Source organism: Pelistega ratti, from assembly GCF_009833965.1.
In the GTDB taxonomy this organism is placed as follows: Bacteria; Pseudomonadota; Gammaproteobacteria; order Burkholderiales; family Burkholderiaceae_B; genus Taylorella; species Taylorella ratti.
Map to the genome: position 1 here is coordinate 452,368 of NZ_CP047165.1, position 20,831 is coordinate 473,198.

Sequence of the window (20,831 nt, forward strand, 5' to 3'; positions counted from 1 at the left end):
AGTAGCATAAAGAGGTTTTTATGATAAAACATTCCTTCTTAAATCACCTAACTCTTTTACAATTTGAAGGTGAAGATAGCCTAACTTTTTTACAAGGGCAATTAAGCCAAGACATGAAAGCAGTAACAGGTCATACTGCTTTATTAGCGAGTTATGCGAATCCTAAAGGTCGTGTCCTCTCTACCCTTTTATTTTGGCAAGCAAGCCCTACTTGCTATTATGCTTTACTTCGTCAAGATGTTGCTGATTTTATTCAAAAACGATTAAGTATGTTTGTATTGCGTGCTAAGGTTAAAATTTCTACTGTACCGCATCAATTAATCGCTTATTGGGGAGAAGATTTATCCCCCTTAACTTCATTATCTTCTACCATACAAACATTTATTGATACCCCTAGTGTAGCATTACATCAGCAACCCTCATTTACTGTTATTGCCCTAAATACACAACGCTATGCAATCCAATTCCCTACCATTGATACTACTCAACGTCTTTTAGTGGTTGATTTAGATGTAGAAACAAGCCCTACACTGATTGGTGAGGCAGGCTCTCGTGCTGAATGGGAAAAACAAGATATTCAAGTTGTTTTACCTTGGATTGGTGAAGCGACCAAAGGAGAATTTGTTGCACAAAGCATTAACCAAGATGCTATTGGTGCAATTAATTTCAAAAAAGGTTGTTATCCTGGACAAGAAGTGATTGCTCGTAGCCACTACTTAGGTAATCTAAAGCGGAGAACATTACCTGCTGTTATCGATGTTGTAACAGAAGATACGGCTGCTTTATTAGGAACAGATGTAATGGTAGAGGATACCCCTGTTGGTCAAGTGGTTAATGCGGTTAGTGTTGATGGTAAAACTTATTTATTACTTGAACTTCAGTTACGCTCAACAGAAAATCCAACTCAGCTAACACTTGCTCAATTTAATTCTTCTTCACCATTAACTCTATTAGATGTTCCTTATTCTTTAGATAAACCAGAGTAAAGAATAACAGTAGTTTGATAGTAAAAATACTAATTTCTGAATAGAAAGATGCCCCTTGTTCAAATACGAGGGGCATTGTTTATGAAAATAGAGCTATTTTTTATTTAACAATTTGATAGCATAAATAATATAGCCATATTAAGACTGATATTCATCATATTCGACCCGTCTTGCTCTATCAGGTTTTAGGTGCTTTTTCTTGAGAATACCAGCTTGTCGATGTGCTGCCCTACGCTTACGTGATTCTTTTGGATCAAAGCTAAGCTGACGACATACCTCAATACGATCCCCTTTTTTTAGATGATATGTTTTAGTCACTTTTTGCCCAAAAATACTAATACCTATTGTCTCTTTATCTATCTCAGGGAATTGCTGATATAAATGACTCACCTCTAACGCTTGTTCAATACTACTACCCTCTTCTATCGAGATAGATTGTTGCCAGACGGTTTCAGCTTGAGGAGAATAGAGAATTTGAATGATGATATTAGCCATAGATAGCCTGCGCACGCTGTGTAAAAGAATCAATAAAGCTATTGGCAATACGATTAAAAATAGGCCCAATTAATAAGGCTAAGGCTCGATTACTAAAATCATAATCTAACGTAAATACAACCTTACAGGCAGTTTCATCTAGTGGTATAAACTCCCAATTTCCTTGTAAGGAAGAAAAAGGGCCTTCTACTAATTGTAGGGCTATTTTATGAGGATAATGATGCGTATTTTTAGTTGTAAAGGTTTGTGTTAATTTTGCAAAACTAATCGTTACAGAAGCAACCATCCCCTGTTCATCTTGTTCTTTAATGACAGCACCTCCACACCAAGGCATAAATTCAGGGTATTTATCAACAGCAGCTACCAAATCAAACATCTGTGCCGCAGAGTATGGTAGTAAGACGGAGCGTTTAACAGTTTGCATAACCATCACGTTAATCAGTGTTATAAGAAGTGTCATTTTAACAGATTTAAATGACTTCACTCACTTTAACCCTTATGTATTTAAGCATAAATAAAGAGAAAATCTTTATAAAGGATATCAATTTCCACAGGCTTTAGACAAACTAATACTATCCATTCATGATGTAAATATACAAAAATCTATCTTATACTTTATTTATAAAGGTATTTTCTATCCATAAATATGGCATAATAGACTGTGTGTAAGCTTACTTACTAGTCCTCTATCCTAAAATATATTTCCTTAAATTAAAATAATCCATTTATAATTAAAACTAATATTATGAGTATTGTAGAAAATAGAAAAGCTCGCCATGATTACTTTATTGAAGATCGCTTTGAAGCAGGTCTTGTACTAGAAGGTTGGGAAGTTAAATCTATCCGTGCGGGTAAAGTGCAGCTAGGCGAAAGTTATGTGATTGTTCGTGAAGGCGAATTGTATTTATTAAATATGCATGTTAGTCCATTAGCAACCGCATCAACCCATATCCACCCGATGGCAACTCGTACCCGTAAACTGCTAATGCACCGTCAAGAAATTAATCGCTTGATTGGTAAAGTTGATATTCGTGGTTATACCCTTGTTCCACTTAATTTGCATTATAAAAATGGCAAAATTAAACTTGAGTTTGGCTTGGGTAAAGGTAAAAAACTGCATGATAAACGCGACAGTAGCAAAGAGCGAGACTGGCAGCGTGAAAAAGAACGTATTATGAAAAATAATCGTCTCTAATGTGAAATTGCTGCTACATTAACTATAACCCTATTTTTAATTAAGTTTATCTATATTATTTTAATGTCCAATATATCGGATATTATGCTTATTCAAGTAATACGCTTAATATCCGATTAATTATAATTTTCTTAATCACTAAGATTTTTAATAAGTTTAGACAATACTCTAAAGTGCGGATGCTCACCACTTTCCGCCCATTCAAATATAGCCATCTCTGTTGTAATCAAAGAGATACCCGCCTCTTTCACTCTTTCTAGTGCAATTGTTTTATCACTAACTTTACGAGAACTAGTAGCATCAACGACTAAATGGCAATGATACTGCCCTGTTTTCTCTAATTCAATCAGCGTTTGTAAAACACAAATATGGCTTTCTACCCCTATCACAATCAGTTGATGTCGGTTAGCCTTTTGACTAATCTCCGCAAGGGTTTGTACAAATAATGGTTCTTTAGCAGCACTAAAGGTTTTCTTTGTAATGATTGTTCCTCGATAAGGTTGTAAGGGGATAACTGTTGCACCAATTTTGTCTGGATAATGTTCAGTCGTCATAACTGGAATATTAAGAAGTGTCGCTGCTTGTAAAAGTGCCTCAGCACTTTGAATAACACTATCTCCTCGGTGCATAACAGGCATTAACTTTTCTTGAATATCTACCATAATGACAATACTTTCTTCTGGTTTTAATAGCATATCTATCTCCTTTTACACATCAAAAAAGACATCATATCATGCTTATTTACCCTATAAAGTAGATAGTTCACTAAGGCATAAAAGATAATTATTTAAACCTAAGAAAATTATTGATAGATAAAAGCTATTTAAATTCTGATGATATAGTAAAAATACTTTTCTTATTAAAAATAGAAGAGTCGTTGATAATAATATTTACCCCCATAAAGAGCTTAATACATTATCCCTCTTAGAATACTTTAACCTTAAAAATAAAATAGCCTATCAATTGATAGGCTACCCAATTATTAGGACTGTTTTTGTTGCTTGACCACAGACATTGCCGAAGCTATCATTCCTGCCATATCCGATAAATTAGCAGGTAAAATTAAGGTATTCCCTTCTTTTGCAACACCAGAGAACGCATCAACATAACGCTCAGCAATCTGTAGATTAATCGCCTCAAGACCACCGGGAGATTGTAATGCATTAGCCACTTTACTAATCGCTTCTGCTGTTGCATTCGCTAGAGCTACTGTCGCAGCAGCTTCACCTTCTGCTTTATTGATTTGAGCTTGCTTTTCACCTTCTGAACGCGCAATCGCTGCTTCTCGTTCACCTGTTGCAATATTAATCTGCTCTTGACGGCGACCTTCTGATGCAGCAATTAAGGCACGTTTTTCGCGTTCTGCCGTAATTTGTGCTTGCATGGCACGTAAGATTTCAGCGGGTGGTGTTAAATCTTTAATCTCATAACGTAAGACTTTAACCCCCCAATTTAAAGCTGCTTCATCAAGTGAAGAAACAATACTACTATTAATAAAATCACGCTCCTCAAAGGTACGGTCTAATTCAAGTTTACCAATCACTGAACGTAAAGTAGTTTGGGCTAGTTGCGTAATAGCACTAATAAAGTTTGAAGAACCATAAGATGCACGCATTGGGTCAGTTACTTGGAAATACAGTACACCATCCACCTGTAATTGTGTATTGTCACGAGTAATACACACCTGGCTAGGAACATCTAGGGGAATTTCTTTTAGTATATGCTTATAAGCTATCTTTTCTACAAAAGGAATTACAAACCGAGGGCCCGGTGTGAGTGTACGATCATACTTACCCAAACGCTCTACAATCCATGCGTGCTGTTGCGGTACAATAGCGACAGCTTTTATAATCACTAAAACAGCAAGTGCAACAACCACAATCCAGAAAATATCATAATCAGTGTACATTTTTTCTCCTATACATCACTTAGGGCTAAGAATTAGCACAGATCCTTGAATATCAACAATCGTATGCTGTCCTATCACTTCAGCAGTAATACTATCCTCTAACATGGCTTTCCACTGCGCTCCTCTATAATACACAGTAGTTTGACGATGAGACCATTGTGTTACTTCAACGGTAGCACCGATATCTAAATTAACATTAACATCACTCGTTGCTGTTTTAGTAGAACCATGCTTACTAATACCAAAAAGTTTAAATACATAAACACATAGTATCGCCGTTAATGCAAAAGCAAAAAGTTGCCAATAGATTGACATATCTATCCAAGCAACAATACCACCAACCAATAATCCTACGGTTAGAAATAAAAGATAAAAAGAGCCAAGCATTAATTCAAGCGATAGGCAAATGCCTGCCAGAACAAACCAAACCCACATTATTTATCCTTATTCTTGCACAGATAATAATTCAACCTCAAAGACAAGTGTTGCATTAGGAGGGATAACGCCACCAGCACCACGGCTACCATATCCAAGTGTGGCTGGAATGGTTAATTTACGAACACCACCTACTTTCATTCCAACGACACCTTGATCCCAGCCTTTAATCACATGACCAGCACCTAAATCAAAAGAAAAGGGTTGTTGACGGTCTTTACTTGAATCAAACTTTGCTCCGCCATCTAGTAACCAACCCGTATAATGAACCGTTACATAATAACCTGATTTAGCTTCTGCCCCATCACCCTGAACAATATCTTCAATAATTAATTCTGACATAATAATCCTTTAAATTTAAAGTAAATATCCATTCGATATATTGGCTTACTATTATACCAATACCCTATTTTTTATTATACAAAAAATGCTAGGATAAATAACATTACCCTAGCATGATGATTACTTAACGGTTTAGCATTATTCTGCTAATTTTTGCCATGTATCCACAACAGTATCGGGATTTAATGACATAGAAATAATGCCTTTCTCCTTGAGCCAAACAGCTAAATCAGGGTGATCAGATGGGCCTTGACCACAAATACCTACATATTTACCTGCTTTTAAGCAAGCACTAATCGCACGCTCAAGCATAAATAATACAGCAGGATCACGTTCATCAAAGTCAGCCGTGAGTAAATCCATACCAGAGTCACGATCCAATCCTAACGTTAGTTGTGTCATATCATTAGAACCGATAGAGAAACCATCAAAATATTCTAAGAACTGTTCCGCTAAAATAGCATTGGTTGGAACTTCACACATCATAATGAGGCGAAGACCATTTTCACCACGTTTGAGACCATTTTGTGCCAATAAATCATTCACACGTTGAGCCTGTTTGATATTACGAACAAAAGGAATCATAATTTCAACATTAGTTAGCCCCATCTCTTCACGTACAAACTTGAGGGCTTCACACTCCATACGGAAGCAATCTGCAAAATCCTCAGCAATATAACGTGATGCACCACGGAAACCTAACATTGGATTTTCTTCCTCTGGTTCGTAGCGAGAACCACCCACTAATTTACGGTATTCATTTGACTTAAAGTCAGACATACGCACAATAACGGGTTTTGGATAGAAAGCTGCCGCAATCGTTGCAATCCCTTCAGCAAGTTTCTCAACAAAGAAAGCTCGTGGACTTGCATAGCCTCTTGCTGCAGACTCAACCGCTTTTTTAAGATCGCTTGCAACATTTGGATAGTCTAGCACCGCTTTAGGGTGAACATTAATATTGTTATTAATGATAAACTCTAGACGAGCAAGACCAACACCAGCATTAGGAATTTGTGCAAAGTCAAAGGCTAATTGAGGATTACCTACGTTCATCATAATCTTGACTGGAATCTCAGGCATTTCACCACGGCGTACTTCCTCAACAACAGTCTCTAAGAAACCATCATAGATACGACCCTCGTCCCCTTCTGCGCAAGAAACAGTAACATCCATATTTTCTCTTAATACTTCTGTACCATCACCTGTACCAACAACAGCAGGAATACCTAACTCACGAGCAATAATTGCTGCATGGCAAGTACGACCCCCACGATTAGTCACAATCGCAGAAGCACGTTTCATAACAGGTTCCCAGTTAGGGTCTGTCATATCGGTTACTAGAACATCACCAGCCTGTACTTGATCCATATGCGCAATATCATGAATAACGCGTACTTTACCAGCACCTACTTTTTGACCAATAGCACGACCTGTTGTTAAAACTTTACCTGTTGCTTTAAGTTTATAGCGTTGTTGTACTTCATGACCAGACTCTTGTGATTTTACGGTTTCTGGGCGAGCTTGTAAGATATAGAGTTTACCATCAATACCATCACGACCCCACTCTACATCCATAGGACGTTGGTAGTGTTTTTCAATAATAACCGCATAACGTGCTAATTCAGCTACTTCTTCATCTGTTAATGAAAAGCGGTTGCGATCTGTCACAGGTACATCTACTGTACGCACAGCATTTTCACCGGGTTTACGATCCTCATTAAACTCCATCTTAATAAGTTTAGAACCAATACGGCGACTGATAATAGGATATTTACCATTGGCTAATGCTGGTTTAAATACATAGAATTCGTCAGGATTTACGGCCCCTTGTACAACAGTTTCACCTAAACCATAAGAAGAGGTAATAAAGACAACATCAGGGAAGCCTGATTCTGTATCAATCGTAAACATTACCCCTGCACTGCCCTTATCTGAACGAACCATGCGTTGTACACCAGCAGATAGCGCTACATCTGCGTGTGCATAACCTTTATGTACACGGTAAGAAATAGCACGGTCATTATAAAGAGAGGCAAAGACGTGACGAATTTTGTCTAATACATCATCAATACCAGCTACATTTAAGAAGGTTTCTTGCTGACCAGCAAATGAGGCATCAGGTAAGTCTTCTGCGGTTGCTGATGAACGTACGGCAAAAGTCCCTTTACCATCGGTATCTAATTGATTAAATGCTTCACGGATTTCTTTTTCAAAGGCAGGTGAAAATGGTGCTTCAATAATCCAACGGCGAATCTCTTGGCCTGCATTTGCCAATTCACGTACATCTTCAGGATTAAGACTCGCTAAGCGATCAGCAATGCGTTTATCTAACCCTGCATCTTTTAAGAAATCACGGAAAGCCTCCGCTGTTGTAGCAAAGCCACCGGGGACACGAACACCAGCATTAGCAAGCTGGCTAATCATTTCCCCTAAAGAAGCATTTTTACCACCGACAATCTCAACATCTGTCATGCGAAGGTTTTCAAAAGGAATAACATAAGACATACACGTCTCTCCAAGTAAAGAAAAAAAGCTTATTTATTCAAAAAACCATAAAATTTTTTCAATAAATATGCCTTCCCCTGAAAAAATAATAAAACTACGTTATTGTAACCCTTTAATGAAAATAATTGGGTATTTTTAAGGAAATTTTTTATGTCACTTCCCCAAAAAACAGTTTTTATTATTTCAGATGGTACTGGTATTACCGCAGAAACATTTAGTCATTCTGTATTGAGCCAATTTATGCATACCTATGAGTTTAAACAAATCCGAGAACCCTTTGTTACCTCTGTTGAAAAAATCAAAGAAATTGTGGCAAGAATTGATGAAATCGCTGAAACAGATAGTCCTCCCATTATTTTCAGCACTATGGTTGATCAAGTTCTTGTGGACTATATGCGTAAGTCTAAGGGGATTTTTCTTGATATTTTTGGGGCTTGTGTGAATACGCTTGAGTTAAGCCTTAATGTCCGTTCTCAACCAACCGTTGGACGTTCTCATCTTGATGCTAGTTCAGAAGCTTACCATAAACGGATTGAAGCCATTAACTTTACGCTAGCCCATGATGATGGTCAATTTATTCATGGTTTACAAGAGGCTGATGTTATTTTGGTCGGTGTGTCTCGTAGTGGTAAAACACCAACAAGTCTTTATCTTGCAATGCAATATGGTTTAAAAGTAGCAAATTTTCCGCTTATCCCAGAAGACTTTGAACGAGGCACATTACCTAAAACCATTGTCCCCTTTAAACATAAATTATTTGGGCTTTCTATTCAACCTGAACGCTTATCCGAAATTCGTAGTGAACGCCGCCCTGATAGCAAATATGCCTCGCTTGAACAATGCCGTTATGAGGTAGCAGAGGCAGAGCATCTTATGCGTATGCAAAGTATTGCTTGGCTTTCTTCTACGACTAAATCAATTGAAGAAATTGCGACAACTGTATTACATATTTTGAAATTGGATAGTGTTTTATTAAACAAATAATAATATTAAAGGTAATTATCTTATAAAAAGTGTTCATTTATGTTGAGACTGTCTTAAAGCTATAAATGAACACATTTTCTGTTGAAGGTATGAGGGAATTATATAGATAGATGTTTATATCTGCCTATATTTACTGAGAAAAACCATCACTGACTTGTCGCCATTGTTCATATAATACTAAAGCACACGCTACCCCTACATTTAAGGATTCAACTTGCTCTAGCTGGGGAATAAAAATAGTCTGGTGAGGATAATTAAAAAAACGCTTTTCAACCCCCTGCCCCTCATTACCAAGTACCCAAACCACATTTTTAGGTAAAGATGATTGATAAAGATGACTTGCCTTATCATCAAGATAGGTAATATACAAAGGTAAGGGATTATTTTCTAAAAAATAATTCGTATCTACCTGTGTATAAATATCTAATACAAAATGTGCCCCTTGAGCACTACGCAATACCTTGGCAGACCAAGGATTAACACAACCTTTGCTCAGGTATATAGATTGAATACCCACTGCTGCACAGGTTCTAAAAATAGTTCCCATATTCCCTGGATCTTGTAAGCGATCAAGAAAGACCGTATTTTGCTTAGGTATAGGGATAGATGCTACTGTTGCTATCCTTATCCAAAATAAAATCGCTTGGGGGCTATCAACACTATTTAATTGTTTAAATAATGCGGTATTTAGGATAATAATTTTATGAGGATCAATATCAGCTAATAAGGCTTGCCATCTTTCTTCTGAATAATCATAGCCTTCTAGTAGAATAACGCCTTGTAGATGTTGCCCATATGCTTTATACATTTGGCTTAAATGATAACCCTCTAATAAGGCCTCATCTTTAACTTTTCCTTGTGCTATTTTATAAAGGTGTTTATATAAAGCATTATCTTTAGAAGTGATGAGCTTCATTTTTGTCCTTATTATTAATATACCGTGATAGATGTTTTATTGTACCTGAAGTTTTATCAATAAAGATACCCTCTTTCATTCTAATGATAAGATAGGTTGATATATCAGTTTACCTAAGCTGTGTAGTTATATAAGGGAAAAATTCTATATTTCTCCACTTTTACTAAACAATAAATAGTTTAATGTGGCAGAAAACTATCAATCTCTCCAATATAAAAATGATTTTCTACTTATTTAAAATTTTCTTCTAAAAAGGGTATTACTCCTTTTATAAGTAATACCCTTATTCAATTGCATAAGAAAGTAATATATGCAACTTATCCCTAGAATTAACTCAATTTTCCTTGTATTTCAGGAGCAACTAAGCGTTTTAATGCTGTACCATCAAGATTAATATCACCAAATCGTGCATGACCATTATTCCAATCAGCAACAGCTTGTTCCAAGGCTTCTTGGCTATCTGCGACAAAGTTCCACCAAATTAATGTAGGGTGTGGTAAAGGCTCTCCACCTAGTAACATAATATGCGTACCTTCTGATGCCCAAAGCTCAAGTTTACCTTGAGCGTTCTTACAGTCTGCTAGTACAGCTAATTCATCGGCTCTATAAGCAACACCATTTACCTCTACTTCACCTGCAATTACTAAAATACCATATTCAAAACCTTCTACTTCATCAATATGGAAAGATTGTGCTTGTGTAAATTGCATATCTACACCTACTAAAGGACTAAATTGTGTTGTCGGTGCTGTATGTCCTTGATAAGAACCTGTTGTTAACACATAATCAATACCACCTTCTGACCACATCGGTAATTCTGGATAATGTTCAAAATTTGGTTTAATCTCTTGATTCATTGGTAAAGCAATCCAAAGCTGTACAGCATGTAATGCTTTTATCCCTTCAGGTGTTTGTTCTGTATGACTAATCCCATATTGATGTCCTGTACCTGCTGTCATAAGGTTTACTTGTTTAGGACGGATCAATTGACGATTACCAAGACTATCTTGATGCCATACCTCTCCTTCTAGCATCCATGTAAAGGTCTGTAAATTAGTATGTGGGTGTAAACCTACTTGTAAGCCCTTACTTTCTTCTTCAAATACAGCAGGACCAGCATGATCTAAAAAACACCATGCTCCTACTGTTCTACGCTGCGGCTGAGGCAATAGACGTGCAACGGGAATTCCTCCCACATCTTTTGTTTTAGCAGTCAGTTTATCAATAGACATAAAAACTCCTATAACATCATATTTGATTGGATAAAAAAGGCTGATTTCAGTATTATACTGATTTCAGCCTCTTAGATTAAGGATAAAAGTAAATATTACTTCTTACCTTGGGTGAGTAAGGTATAGCTTGTAATTAAATTTCTATAATCTGGAATATGATTAGAGAATAAAGTACCTAAACCTTCAATATCATTACGCCAGTCACGGTGTAATTCGCAAGCAGCACCAAACCATGTCATCATTTGTACACCAGCTGCTTCCATACGACGCCAAGCCGCATCACGGGTCATTTCATTAAATGTACCTGAAGCATCAGCAATCACAAACACATCAAAACCTTCTTCAATAGCAGAAAGTGCTGGGAAAGCTACGCAAACCTCAGTTACTACACCAGCAATAATTAATTGTTTTTTACCTGTTGCTTTTACTGCTTTAACAAAGTCTTCATTATCCCAAGCATTGATGTTACCAGGGCGAGCAATATAAGGAGCCTCTGGGAACATTTCTTTTAACTCTGGTACTAATGGACCGTTTGGACCATCTTCAAAGCTAGTTGTTAAAATAGTAGGTAAATTAAAATATTTTGCTAGATCAGCCGTTGCTAATACATTATTTTTAAATTTGTCAGGGTCAATATCACGAACAAGCGATAATAGACCAGTTTGATGATCTACTAATAACATTGCCGCATCATTTTTATCTAAACGAACATAAGGTTTTTTATTAGCCATGGAATTTCTCCTATATTTACTAATTTTCAAAATAAATAAATGGTCAATTTGAAAAGAATTTTTAGACTACCCACCCTATATGACCAATATGATAAAGTGGGTAAAGTAGCTACTAGTAGAGAAAATTCATAGATTCAAAAAATTCTTTTTGCTTTTAATAATTACTGACGAGTAGAATCAAGTTGTTCACCAGTACGCTCAACTTCTCGTGCTTTTGCGTAGCTTTCAATTAATAATTGATATTCAGGGAAAACAGCTTCATAGGCTTTAGCCCACTCTTCAGGATTAGGAAGATTCCATGTTTGCTGAATTTCAGCGCAAACAGCAGCTGTATCCATCGGAACAGCACCTGCTTGAACCACACGTGCTAGCGTAATTTCTTCTGCCATTTTAGAATAAGTACCAGAGGCATCAACAACAACAAATACTTGATAACCCTCAGCAATAGCCGAAATAGCTGGGAATGCCATGCAAACACTGGTAATCGTACCAGCAATAATCAATTGTTTTTTACCTGTTGCTTTCACTGCATCAACAAAATCAGGGTTATCCCAAGCATTAATTTGTCCTTTACGAGCAACATATTGTGCATGAGGCGCTGCTTGATGAATTTCAGGGATTAATGGGCCGTTTGGACCTTGTGGTACAGATGCTGTTGTAATAACAGGCATTTTAGCCAATGTTGCAATTTTAGCCAGAGTCACGGCATTAGCACGTAGCTCACGGACATTTAAATCACGAACGGTATTAAAAAGACCACTTTGGTGATCAATAAGTAACATTACTGCATCTTCTGGATTGATTTTTGGGGCTTTTCCATTAAAATTAGCAGGTTGGCTCATAAAGAAATTCTCCTATATATAAAATGACTACCCTTACAAGAGGATAATCCATACTAACTAGCTATTAATAGCTAGCACTAGTATAAGTAAATGAGATAAAATTGAGTAGTTATAAAAATGAGATTTATTTTTGCAAATTTGGAACAAAATGAATACTTTATCTTTGAAAGATTTAGATTTAAATGATCTCTATTTATTTGTACACGTTGTAGAAGCCCGTAATTTTAGTGAGGCTGCTCGTAAGTTAAATATTCCTAAAGCAACAGTTAGTCGAAGAATTATGCGACTTGAAAAGCAATTAGGGGTTGCCTTAGTACAGCGTAATACACGCCAATTTGAAATTACCCATATTGGTCAGCAGTTCTATTCTTATTGTTTGGATTTTGTTTCAAAAGCAGAAGAAATTGAACATTTTATTCGTAATCAAAATCATTTTAGTGGTAAGGTTAAATTCAGTTGTCCTAGAGAAATGCTGGATACGCATATTACACCGATATTAGTAACATTTATGCAGACCTATCCTTCTATCCAGATACATATTGAAAATACTAATCAACCATTAAATCTTATTCAAGAACAGATTGATTTTGCTATTCGTGGTCGTCCTTTACCCTTAAAAGATAGTACCTTAATCAGTCGCCCTCTTTTTACCACTAGACATTACCTTGTCGCTAGTTCTCGATTGACGACAAAACCCGTTGAACATTTAACAGAACTATTAAATTTTCCTAGCCTAAGCTGGTCATCACAAAAACCACAATGGGAAATACACCATAAACATACAGGACAGCGTATTTTTTTAGATCATCAACCCGTTAGTTATTGTGATAATTTTTTCTTTTTACAAAAAGCGGTATTATCCAGTATAGGTATTGCCAGCCTACCTGAAGCCCTAGTACTACCTCACCTTATCTCTGGTGAAATGGTTGCTTTATTACCTGAAGAATGGGAATTACCCTCTTGGTTGATTCATGCAGCTTACACTTCTCGAAAACTTTCTTATCCTGCTAAACTTTTATTAGATTTCTTAGCAGAAAGATTAAATAATTACCCTTGATTGTGTATAAGCTTTTTAACTGGGGCAAAGCTTTTCCGATGTGCAGGACATACACCAAACTCCTCTAAACGAGCAAGGTGTAAAGCCGTTCCATATCCTTTATGTTTATCAAATGCATATTGGGGATATTGCTCATGTAATGTTACAAGAGCCGCATCTCTAGCTGTTTTGGCTAGAATAGAAGCTGCAGAAATAGCTGGTTCAAGTAAGTCTCCCTTTACTATTGCTTTGGCAGGATATAGTAATTGTCGAGGAATACGATTACCATCAATAAGCACTAAATCTGCTTTGATGGATAAACCCTCTACCGCTCTTGTCATGGCTAGCATAGTTGCTTGTAAAATATTAAGGGTATCAATTTCCTCTACACTTGCACTCGCAATACACCACGCTAATGCTTTTTCTTTAATAGTTTTAGCCAGTGCATCACGTTTTTTTTCAGTCAGTTTTTTAGAATCCGTCAGTCCTAGAATAGGATTTTTTTCATCTAAAATAACAGCCGCTGCATATACATCACCTGCTAATGGCCCTCTGCCAGCCTCATCAACCCCTGCGATAATCGTATATTGTTCGTCAAAGAGAGATAAATTTTCACGCATGATGTGATGCCAAATCGAGAATAACTTGGGCTGCCTTTGCTGCGGTATCTTGTTTTAAACTTAAATGAAGCTCATGAAGTTGTCTTTTTAAATTCGCAATATAATGTGCATTTTCAAGGGCATTAATACAAGCATGACTCAGTTTTTCTGGGGTGGCATCATCTTGTAAAAGCTCAGGCACTGCAAAATCATTTAATAAGATATTAGGTAAACCTACCCATGGGACATAAGGTTTACTTTGACCTGATTTCCATTCCATTAAACGTTTCATTAATGGTGTTAATTTATACGAAATAACCATCGGACGTTTAAATAAGGCTAATTCTAAGCTAGCCGTACCACTTGCTACCAATGCAGCATCACAAGCTTCCATGATATGCCATGAGATAGGCCAATCTGATACTTTTTGATCATATATATGTAAATTAGGAACAACAATTTCTTTAGCAATTTGCTCAAATTGCTGTTTCCTTTTTTCATTGACAAGAGGCACAATAAAATGTAAATCAGGATTGTGTTTTGCCAGTTGTTGTGCTGTACGCAAAAATGGCTCGGCTAATAGCTTAATTTCTGATGCACGGCTACCTGGTAAAATTGCCATGATAGGAGCATCGGGGGGTAAATCCAATAAATGACGAGAACGTTTACTATCTGGAATAAGTGGAATTTGACTTGCTAAAGGATGACCAACAAAGGTAACAGGAATCCCCTCTTTCTCATAAATAGCTGTCTCAAACGGAAATAAAACTAGCATATGCGATACCGCTTCACGAATCTTATGGATCCGCTCATATCGCCAAGCCCAAATGGATGGACTCACAAAGTGTACAGTAGGTACACCTTGTTGATGTAATCGGTGTTCTAATCGTAGATTAAAATCAGGGGCATCTACACCCACAAATACAGAAGGTTTTTGTTTGAGTAAGCGTTTTTCTATCCCTTTATACGTCATAATAAGCCTAGGCAATGACTTTAAGGCATCTGCATAACCAAAGACTGTTAATGTATCCATTGGATACCAAGTATCCAGTCCTGCAGATTGCATATTTGGGCCACCAATTCCCATAAAATGAGCGGTTGGTGCTTGCTTTTGAATACCCTCTATAATGCGAGAGGCTAGCAAATCCCCTGAGGGTTCGCCAGCCACTATAGCGATTTGCTCTGTCATAGATTACTTACGACCAATACCACGATGAGCCGTTTCAAAAAAATCAATAAATAACTGAAGATGTTCTGTTGTATCGGTATGCACTTGTTGTAACTTTTTAATCTCAACTAGTGCATCTTCTAGGCTTAATTGACGTAAATAAATAATCTTATATGCTTCTCGTAAGACCTGAATTTGGTTATCACTAAAGCCCCTACGTTTTAGCCCTTCTGTATTGATACCAGCAGGTTTATAGGGTTGCCCTGCACCTAGTACAAATGGTGGAATATCCTGACGAATAGATGACATACCTCCCGTCATTGAATGAGCGCCAATATGGATAAATTGATGAGCAGCAGACATCCCACCAATAATTGCCCAGTCTCCAATATGGATATGTCCCGCTAATTGAACCGTATTAGCAATAATTGTATGGCTACCAATTTGGCAATCATGAGCAATATGAACATATGCCATAATCCAATTATCATCACCAATACGAGTAACACCCATATCTTGTGCTGTACCTGTATTAACTGTTACAAACTCACGAAATGTATTATTATTGCCAATTTCTAGATAGGTTTGCTCATAATTGTATTTTTTGTCTTGAGGAATTCCACCAATTGAACAAAAACGATAAAAAACATTATTTTCGCCAATTGTCGTATGACCATCAATGACACAATGCTCACCTACCTTAGTACCTGCCCCTATTTTAACATTGGCATGAATGACGGCATAAGCACCCACTTCTACAGTCTCATGTAATTGAGCACCTTCATGAACGATAGCCTTACGATGAATAATTGCCATTACGCTTCACCTATATCACGAATTGCACACATAATTTTAGCCTCTGCCACTACTTCATCTTTTACATAGGCTTTTGCTTCATACTTACACATTACTTTACTGATACGCAGAGCAGTGACTTCTAAACGTAATTGGTCCCCTGGTACGACTGGTTTACGAAAGCGTGCATCATCAATACCAACAAGATAATAAGCCGTCGTATTACTATCCAACATAGTTCCCCCTTCTGGCTTAGCAAAAGAGAAAATTGCGGCTGCTTGCGCTAATGCTTCAATAATTAACACACCTGGCATAACAGGTAAATGGGGGAAATGTCCTTGGAAAAAAGGCTCATTAATACTTACATTCTTAATAGCAACAATACGTTCTCCCGGCACTAATTCAAGCACTCTATCCACCAATAACATTGGATAGCGATGTGGAAGATGCTCCATAATGCGACGAATATCTAACTCCATAATTCTTCCCAGTTTAAATAATGAAAACTAATAACGCTTTTAAATACACTGAACCTTAGGTAGATTCTTTGGTATTGACTAATTTTTCAAGTTGTTGTATGCGACGTCGTAAATCATATAAATTGGCTAGCGTAGCCGCATTTTTTTGCCAAGTTTGGTGATCTGCAATTGGCCATAATCCTGTATAACGTCCTGGTTTTTCGATATTTGACATGACGCCCGATCCACCTGAGATATGAACATCATCACCTATCTCAATATGGCCTGATACCATAGCTGCACCAGCCAAGGTACAACGTTCACCCACTTTGGTAGAACCTGCCACACCAACACAAGCTGCCATAGCGGTATATTGACCAATTTCACAATTGTGTCCAATCATAATTTGATTATCAAGCTTAACACCACGGTGAATTAAGGTATTACCTAATGCCCCTCTATCAACTGTTGTATTCGCTCCAATTTCTACATCATCTTCGATAATTACTTTACCCAGTTGGGCAATCTTAGACCAAGCACCTTTATCTTTAGTGGAATCTGGTGCAAACCCAAATCCGTCCGCACCAATAACAGCTCCACTATGAATAATACAATACTGTCCTATTTCTGTGCGTGGATAGAGTGTCACATTAGCATGCAAGCGTGTTCCTTTACCGATAATTGCACCTTTACCAATTACCGATCCAGCACCAATTGTGACATCATCTGCAATAACAACATCTTCTTCAATAACCGCTAAAGCATGAATACTCACATTTTTACCAAGTGTAACGCTAGGGTGAATAACCGCTTTTTCATGAATATTTCGTACTTCATCCGCTCTCATTGTTTTTTCAAACCATTGAGAGATACGGGCATAAAGTAAATAAGGATCTTCACATTGCACAATGACAAAAGGCAATGTTAAAGCTAGTTTAGCTAAGGCATCAATCGCTCGCTGAGGCAAAATAACCGCCCCAGCTTGCGTTATTTGTAGTAAATCAAAGAAACGAGGGTTAGCTAAAAAACCAATTTCATTAGGCTTTGCATCTGACAAAGAACCAATCCCGACTATTTTGGGTAAAGCCTTATTATCAGTTGCTTGAATTTTCCATGTTAAGCCACTGGTATCAACTTGTGCTAATAAGGCATCCAGATCAATGGCTTGCTCTAATGTCAGAATAGTTGCCATGATTATTTTTTAGTATCTAATGCTTTAATTACTTCGTCTGTAATATCCACACGAGGACTTACTGTTACCGCATCTTGTAAGATGAGATCATAGTTTTGGCTTTCAGCAATATTTTTAATTGCTGTATTCGCTTTATCAACAATGGTAGAGAAAGCATCATTACGACGACGATTAAAGTCTTCTTGGAATTCACGACGTTTACGTTGTAAATCTGTATCTAAATCGCTTAATTCACGCTGTGCTTTGACACGATCTGCATCAGACATTACTGGTGCATTTTTATCAAAATTTTCATATTTAGTGCGTAGTTCATTAGCTAATTTTTGTAAATCAGCATCACGTTTTTTGAATTCTTCTTCAATTTTCGCTTCTGCTTCTTTAGCAGGCGCTGATTCACGTAATAATTTTTCGGTATTGACAAAACCGATTTTAAGTGGTGCAGTTGCTTCTGTCGCTGGTTTATCGGTGCTAGCAGGTTTATCTTGTGCCATAGCAATACTAGCTGATGTACTTAAAGCAAGTGCTAAAAGGGTCGTGGTTACACGGCTTAATTTAACTGAATGGTTTTTCATAATAACCTTTTAAAAAATAAAAATACAAACGGTGTTCTTATTGTAAATCAAATTACCCTAGAACACCTAGAATCATCTTAGAATGCTGTACCAATTTGGAATTGGAATTGTTGTTTATCATCACCCCTTTTCGTATTAAGCGGACGAGCAAGTGAAAGTTGTAATGGTCCTAAAGGTGAATTCCAAGAAAGACCAATACCCGTAGAATAACGCCATCCACACGGATCTTCTACATGATTACGTCCACCTGAGCAAGATTGACCACTACTTACCCCAATCTTACCAGCATCAGCAAATAAGAACCAACGTAAAGAGCGGTCATTCTGTGTACCAGGGAATGGTAAGAATAGTTGAACATTGGCAACAATACGGCGACTACCCCCTAAATAGTCATCACTATTAGGGTCGCGTGGTCCCAAAGAAGAACCATCAAAACCACGAACAGAACCAATACCACCAGCATACATATTCTTAATCACAGGGTATGGTTTACTTGTACCGTAAGTATGTCCCCAATCTGCTGCCACATTAAATGCTAAGGTATAATCTTTGCCAAGAGGTAAGTAATATTGTTGTTGCGCACTTAAAATATAGTATTTCAAATCACCCACACTACCTACCGCACTTAGAGAGGTCATGTAGCCACGCGTAGGGGCAATACCACTATCACGCGTATCTTTTGTCCAACCTACATTAAAAATAACTGAATTGGTTTTCTCACCATATTGCTTCACAAAATCACGGTATGCATATGAGAAGTTAGGATAGGCTCTTTCGTCTGGTAATCGAATTTTATTCTGCTCAAAAGTAGCTCCCATAAAAATCGTATCATTTTCAGAGATAGGTACACCAAAATTCATCCCTAAACCCACAGAGCGAATCTGATAGCTATAGTCATCATCATTCCAAGAAGAGCTACTATAGGGACGATCCAAACGATAATAAGCTGAAGTTGTTTTACTAATACCACTGCTTGTCCAATACGGATCGGTATGAACTAAAGAAACGACTCGGTTATATTTAGAGGTATTAAAGTTTAAACCTAAATTAGTACCTGAACCAAAGATATTATCCTGATTTAACCCTGCTTGGAAAGAAAAACGATCACTAGAGCCATAGCCCACACCTAGGCTAATCATTCCTGTTGGTTTTTCTTTAACATCAACAACTAAATCAATCTGATCATCTGATCCCTCAACGGGTACTTGAGCAATATTGACATCATTAAAATAGCCCAAACGATCAATACGATCACGTGACATAGCTAAACGAGATGAGTCGTACCAAGCCCCTTCTGTTTGGCGCATTTCACGGCGAATTACCTCATCACGCGTACGCACATTACCACCAATTTCAATACGGCGGACATAAGTACGTTTACCTGGGTTAACATAGAAAATCACATCAACTTCTTGTGTTCCCGGTACAACTTGAGGAACAGGATTCACTTGTGCCGTAGCATAACCTAACTCACCCAAACGTAATGCAATCGCATTAACCGTTTGACGCACTTTAGTCACATTGTATAATTCGCCTGATTTATTAACAATTAACCCCTCAAGTTCTTCATTCATGCCGAGTAGGTCTCCAGCGACATTAAGATGACGAATTGTATAGGGTTGTCCCTCATCAACGGTAATATTAATATCAATATCACGAAGATTAGGTGAAATGGATACTTGTGGCGATTCAACTTTGGCATCTAGATAACCACGGTCTAAATAATAATCCTGAATTCTTTCAACATCACTATTTAAGGTATCACGAGAGAATTTATCTGTCCCTGTGTACCAAGTCATAAAACCAGAAGTGGTAAGATTCATTTCATCTTCTAAATCAGACGATGAAATAGCTTTATTACCAACAAAGTTAATATCACGAATTCTTGCTCGACTACCCTCTGCTACTAAGAAACTGATACCAACACGATTATTGGGTAATGGGGTTAATGTAGGTTTAATATCAACAGTGTAATTGCCTTTTGTCACATATTGATTACGAATTTCGGTAATGGCTTTATCGAGTAAAGCTGGATTATAGGCTTTACCCTCTCCTAATCCCAATTCATTTAATGATTTAACAATATCCTCCCCTCTAAAGGCACTCATACCTTCAAAAATAACAGAAGACACAATAGGACGCTCTTCTACAGCAATATTAACAACACGACCTTCTGTTGTAATTTTGACATCATTAAATAAACCTGTGGCATAGAGACGGCGTACGGAGTCTGTCGCTATATCATCACTAAAAGTAGTCCCTACACGAGCAGGAATATAGCTAAACACCATAGAGGGTTCAGCACTACGCAAACCAGTAACGCGAATATCTTGTATAACAAAAGGCGAAAACGCATTCGCTGTTACAGGCAAAATTAATGCCGAAACAAAAGAAGCTATCGCTGTTTTATGTAAGTGTTTTAATGGGCGAATTTTCATT

The 20,831-nt window shown here is 37.3% G+C and carries 22 protein-coding genes; 4 read left to right on the forward strand and 18 right to left on the reverse strand.

The genetic code is table 11. The annotated features are described in order from the left end of the window. The first annotated feature begins 20 nt into the window (after positions 1-20). Positions 21-986, forward strand: coding sequence for a CAF17-like 4Fe-4S cluster assembly/insertion protein YgfZ (gene ygfZ / locus F9B76_RS01880; protein ID WP_159990563.1), 966 nt, complete (start codon positions 21-23; stop codon positions 984-986). A gap of 138 nt (positions 987-1,124) precedes the next feature. Here the strand turns inward: ygfZ and F9B76_RS01885 are convergent, their stop codons facing one another. Together F9B76_RS01885 and F9B76_RS01890 are read right to left on the reverse strand one after the other, a co-directional pair. Beyond that, positions 1,125-1,481, reverse strand: a complete 357-nt coding sequence (locus F9B76_RS01885) for an RnfH family protein (protein ID WP_159990564.1) — start codon at positions 1,479-1,481, stop codon at positions 1,125-1,127. After that, positions 1,474-1,905: a type II toxin-antitoxin system RatA family toxin gene (locus F9B76_RS01890; protein ID WP_159992049.1), complete on the reverse strand. Its 432-nt coding sequence runs from the start codon at positions 1,903-1,905 to the stop codon at positions 1,474-1,476. The genes F9B76_RS01885 and F9B76_RS01890 overlap by 8 nt, the downstream gene beginning before the upstream one ends. A 321-nt stretch (positions 1,906-2,226) precedes the next feature. Here F9B76_RS01890 and smpB point away from each other — a divergent pair, with 321 nt between their 5' ends. Then, the gene (smpB, locus tag F9B76_RS01895) at positions 2,227-2,676 is read left to right on the forward strand and encodes an SsrA-binding protein SmpB (protein ID WP_159990565.1); all 450 of its coding nucleotides are present in this window, start codon (positions 2,227-2,229) and stop codon (positions 2,674-2,676) included. Between the two features lie 131 nt (positions 2,677-2,807). Here smpB and F9B76_RS01900 read toward each other — a convergent pair whose 3' ends face one another. From F9B76_RS01900 to ppsA, 5 genes are all read right to left on the reverse strand, one after another. After that, a complete protein-coding gene (locus F9B76_RS01900; protein ID WP_159990566.1) occupies positions 2,808-3,371 on the reverse strand; it encodes an isochorismatase family protein in 564 nt (187 codons plus the stop codon). A 287-nt stretch (positions 3,372-3,658) separates the two neighbouring features. Then, positions 3,659-4,585, reverse strand: coding sequence for an SPFH domain-containing protein (locus tag F9B76_RS01905; RefSeq protein ID WP_159990567.1), 927 nt, complete (start codon positions 4,583-4,585; stop codon positions 3,659-3,661). Positions 4,586-4,600: 15 nt separating this feature from the next. After that, positions 4,601-5,020, reverse strand: coding sequence for an NfeD family protein (locus tag F9B76_RS01910; RefSeq protein WP_243140664.1), 420 nt, complete (start codon positions 5,018-5,020; stop codon positions 4,601-4,603). 9 nt (positions 5,021-5,029) lie between these two features. Then, entirely contained in the window at positions 5,030-5,362 is a 333-nt protein-coding gene (locus F9B76_RS01915; RefSeq protein WP_159990568.1) for an FKBP-type peptidyl-prolyl cis-trans isomerase, read from the reverse strand. 138 nt (positions 5,363-5,500) lie between these two features. Then, positions 5,501-7,867, reverse strand: coding sequence for a phosphoenolpyruvate synthase (gene ppsA / locus F9B76_RS01920; RefSeq protein WP_159990569.1), 2,367 nt, complete (start codon positions 7,865-7,867; stop codon positions 5,501-5,503). 150 nt (positions 7,868-8,017) lie between these two features. Here ppsA and ppsR point away from each other — a divergent pair, with 150 nt between their 5' ends. Continuing rightward, positions 8,018-8,851, forward strand: coding sequence for a posphoenolpyruvate synthetase regulatory kinase/phosphorylase PpsR (gene ppsR, locus F9B76_RS01925; protein WP_159990570.1), 834 nt, complete (start codon positions 8,018-8,020; stop codon positions 8,849-8,851). 130 nt (positions 8,852-8,981) lie between these two features. Here ppsR and F9B76_RS01930 read toward each other — a convergent pair whose 3' ends face one another. The 4 genes from F9B76_RS01930 to F9B76_RS01945 form a co-directional block, all read right to left on the reverse strand. After that, positions 8,982-9,767: a TrmH family RNA methyltransferase gene (locus tag F9B76_RS01930; protein ID WP_159990571.1), complete on the reverse strand. Its 786-nt coding sequence runs from the start codon at positions 9,765-9,767 to the stop codon at positions 8,982-8,984. 329 nt (positions 9,768-10,096) lie between these two features. Next, on the reverse strand, positions 10,097-10,999 hold the full coding sequence (locus tag F9B76_RS01935) for a pirin family protein (protein WP_159990572.1): 903 nt from the start codon (positions 10,997-10,999) through the stop codon (positions 10,097-10,099). A gap of 95 nt (positions 11,000-11,094) precedes the next feature. After that, positions 11,095-11,730 (reverse strand): isochorismate family cysteine hydrolase YcaC, encoded by a 636-nt coding sequence (ycaC, locus tag F9B76_RS01940; protein ID WP_159990573.1) that lies wholly within the window; start codon positions 11,728-11,730, stop codon positions 11,095-11,097. 161 nt (positions 11,731-11,891) lie between these two features. Further along, complete coding sequence (locus tag F9B76_RS01945) at positions 11,892-12,572, reverse strand: hydrolase (RefSeq protein ID WP_159990574.1); 681 nt, start codon at positions 12,570-12,572, stop codon at positions 11,892-11,894. A 148-nt stretch (positions 12,573-12,720) separates the two neighbouring features. On the opposite strand from F9B76_RS01945, the gene F9B76_RS01950 reads away from it, so the two are divergent. Beyond that, complete coding sequence (locus F9B76_RS01950; protein WP_159990575.1) at positions 12,721-13,629, forward strand: LysR substrate-binding domain-containing protein; 909 nt, start codon at positions 12,721-12,723, stop codon at positions 13,627-13,629. Here the strand turns inward: F9B76_RS01950 and rnhB are convergent. The 7 genes from rnhB to bamA all read right to left on the reverse strand — a co-directional run bounded on the left by rnhB (position 13,620) and on the right by bamA (position 20,830). Then, on the reverse strand, positions 13,620-14,228 hold the full coding sequence (gene rnhB, locus F9B76_RS01955; RefSeq protein WP_159990576.1) for a ribonuclease HII: 609 nt from the start codon (positions 14,226-14,228) through the stop codon (positions 13,620-13,622). The genes F9B76_RS01950 and rnhB overlap by 10 nt on opposite strands. Continuing rightward, on the reverse strand, positions 14,221-15,396 hold the full coding sequence (gene lpxB / locus F9B76_RS01960) for a lipid-A-disaccharide synthase (RefSeq protein WP_159990577.1): 1,176 nt from the start codon (positions 15,394-15,396) through the stop codon (positions 14,221-14,223). The genes rnhB and lpxB overlap by 8 nt, the downstream gene beginning before the upstream one ends. Positions 15,397-15,399: 3 nt before the next feature. After that, on the reverse strand, positions 15,400-16,191 hold the full coding sequence (gene lpxA, locus F9B76_RS01965; RefSeq protein ID WP_159990578.1) for an acyl-ACP--UDP-N-acetylglucosamine O-acyltransferase: 792 nt from the start codon (positions 16,189-16,191) through the stop codon (positions 15,400-15,402). Then, positions 16,191-16,649 (reverse strand): 3-hydroxyacyl-ACP dehydratase FabZ, encoded by a 459-nt coding sequence (fabZ, locus tag F9B76_RS01970; RefSeq protein ID WP_159990579.1) that lies wholly within the window; start codon positions 16,647-16,649, stop codon positions 16,191-16,193. The genes lpxA and fabZ overlap by 1 nt, the downstream gene beginning before the upstream one ends. Positions 16,650-16,704: 55 nt before the next feature. Continuing rightward, positions 16,705-17,820, reverse strand: a complete 1,116-nt coding sequence (gene lpxD / locus F9B76_RS01975) for a UDP-3-O-(3-hydroxymyristoyl)glucosamine N-acyltransferase (protein ID WP_159990580.1) — start codon at positions 17,818-17,820, stop codon at positions 16,705-16,707. Between the two features lie 2 nt (positions 17,821-17,822). Next, positions 17,823-18,392 carry an OmpH/Skp family outer membrane protein gene (locus F9B76_RS01980; RefSeq protein WP_159990581.1) on the reverse strand — a complete coding sequence of 190 codons (570 nt, stop codon included), beginning with the start codon at positions 18,390-18,392 and terminating at the stop codon, positions 17,823-17,825. A 77-nt stretch (positions 18,393-18,469) separates the two neighbouring features. Next, entirely contained in the window at positions 18,470-20,830 is a 2,361-nt protein-coding gene (gene bamA, locus F9B76_RS01985; RefSeq protein WP_159990582.1) for an outer membrane protein assembly factor BamA, read from the reverse strand. Between the last annotated feature and the right edge of the window lies 1 nt (position 20,831).

Excerpts from the sequence above, each read along its gene's own strand:
- F9B76_RS01890 (WP_159992049.1), bottom strand. The coding sequence starts at position 1,905 with ATGCAAACTGTTAAACGCTCCGTCTTACTACCATACTCTGCGGCACAG.
- lpxD (WP_159990580.1), bottom strand. The coding sequence starts at position 17,820 with ATGGCAACTATTCTGACATTAGAGCAAGCCATTGATCTGGATGCCTTA.
- F9B76_RS01900 (WP_159990566.1), bottom strand. The coding sequence starts at position 3,371 with ATGCTATTAAAACCAGAAGAAAGTATTGTCATTATGGTAGATATTCAA.
- ycaC (WP_159990573.1), bottom strand. The coding sequence starts at position 11,730 with ATGGCTAATAAAAAACCTTATGTTCGTTTAGATAAAAATGATGCGGCA.
- ygfZ (WP_159990563.1), top strand. The coding sequence starts at position 21 with ATGATAAAACATTCCTTCTTAAATCACCTAACTCTTTTACAATTTGAA.
- smpB (WP_159990565.1), top strand. The coding sequence starts at position 2,227 with ATGAGTATTGTAGAAAATAGAAAAGCTCGCCATGATTACTTTATTGAA.
- F9B76_RS01930 (WP_159990571.1), bottom strand. The coding sequence starts at position 9,767 with ATGAAGCTCATCACTTCTAAAGATAATGCTTTATATAAACACCTTTAT.
- bamA (WP_159990582.1), bottom strand. The coding sequence starts at position 20,830 with ATGAAAATTCGCCCATTAAAACACTTACATAAAACAGCGATAGCTTCT.
- F9B76_RS01885 (WP_159990564.1), bottom strand. The coding sequence starts at position 1,481 with ATGGCTAATATCATCATTCAAATTCTCTATTCTCCTCAAGCTGAAACC.
- F9B76_RS01980 (WP_159990581.1), bottom strand. The coding sequence starts at position 18,392 with ATGAAAAACCATTCAGTTAAATTAAGCCGTGTAACCACGACCCTTTTA.
- lpxA (WP_159990578.1), bottom strand. The coding sequence starts at position 16,191 with ATGGCAATTATTCATCGTAAGGCTATCGTTCATGAAGGTGCTCAATTA.
- F9B76_RS01905 (WP_159990567.1), bottom strand. The coding sequence starts at position 4,585 with ATGTACACTGATTATGATATTTTCTGGATTGTGGTTGTTGCACTTGCT.
- F9B76_RS01910 (WP_243140664.1), bottom strand. The coding sequence starts at position 5,020 with ATGTGGGTTTGGTTTGTTCTGGCAGGCATTTGCCTATCGCTTGAATTA.
- F9B76_RS01935 (WP_159990572.1), bottom strand. The coding sequence starts at position 10,999 with ATGTCTATTGATAAACTGACTGCTAAAACAAAAGATGTGGGAGGAATT.
- F9B76_RS01915 (WP_159990568.1), bottom strand. The coding sequence starts at position 5,362 with ATGTCAGAATTAATTATTGAAGATATTGTTCAGGGTGATGGGGCAGAA.
- F9B76_RS01950 (WP_159990575.1), top strand. The coding sequence starts at position 12,721 with ATGAATACTTTATCTTTGAAAGATTTAGATTTAAATGATCTCTATTTA.
- fabZ (WP_159990579.1), bottom strand. The coding sequence starts at position 16,649 with ATGGAGTTAGATATTCGTCGCATTATGGAGCATCTTCCACATCGCTAT.
- ppsR (WP_159990570.1), top strand. The coding sequence starts at position 8,018 with ATGTCACTTCCCCAAAAAACAGTTTTTATTATTTCAGATGGTACTGGT.
- ppsA (WP_159990569.1), bottom strand. The coding sequence starts at position 7,867 with ATGTCTTATGTTATTCCTTTTGAAAACCTTCGCATGACAGATGTTGAG.
- rnhB (WP_159990576.1), bottom strand. The coding sequence starts at position 14,228 with ATGCGTGAAAATTTATCTCTCTTTGACGAACAATATACGATTATCGCA.
- lpxB (WP_159990577.1), bottom strand. The coding sequence starts at position 15,396 with ATGACAGAGCAAATCGCTATAGTGGCTGGCGAACCCTCAGGGGATTTG.
- F9B76_RS01945 (WP_159990574.1), bottom strand. The coding sequence starts at position 12,572 with ATGAGCCAACCTGCTAATTTTAATGGAAAAGCCCCAAAAATCAATCCA.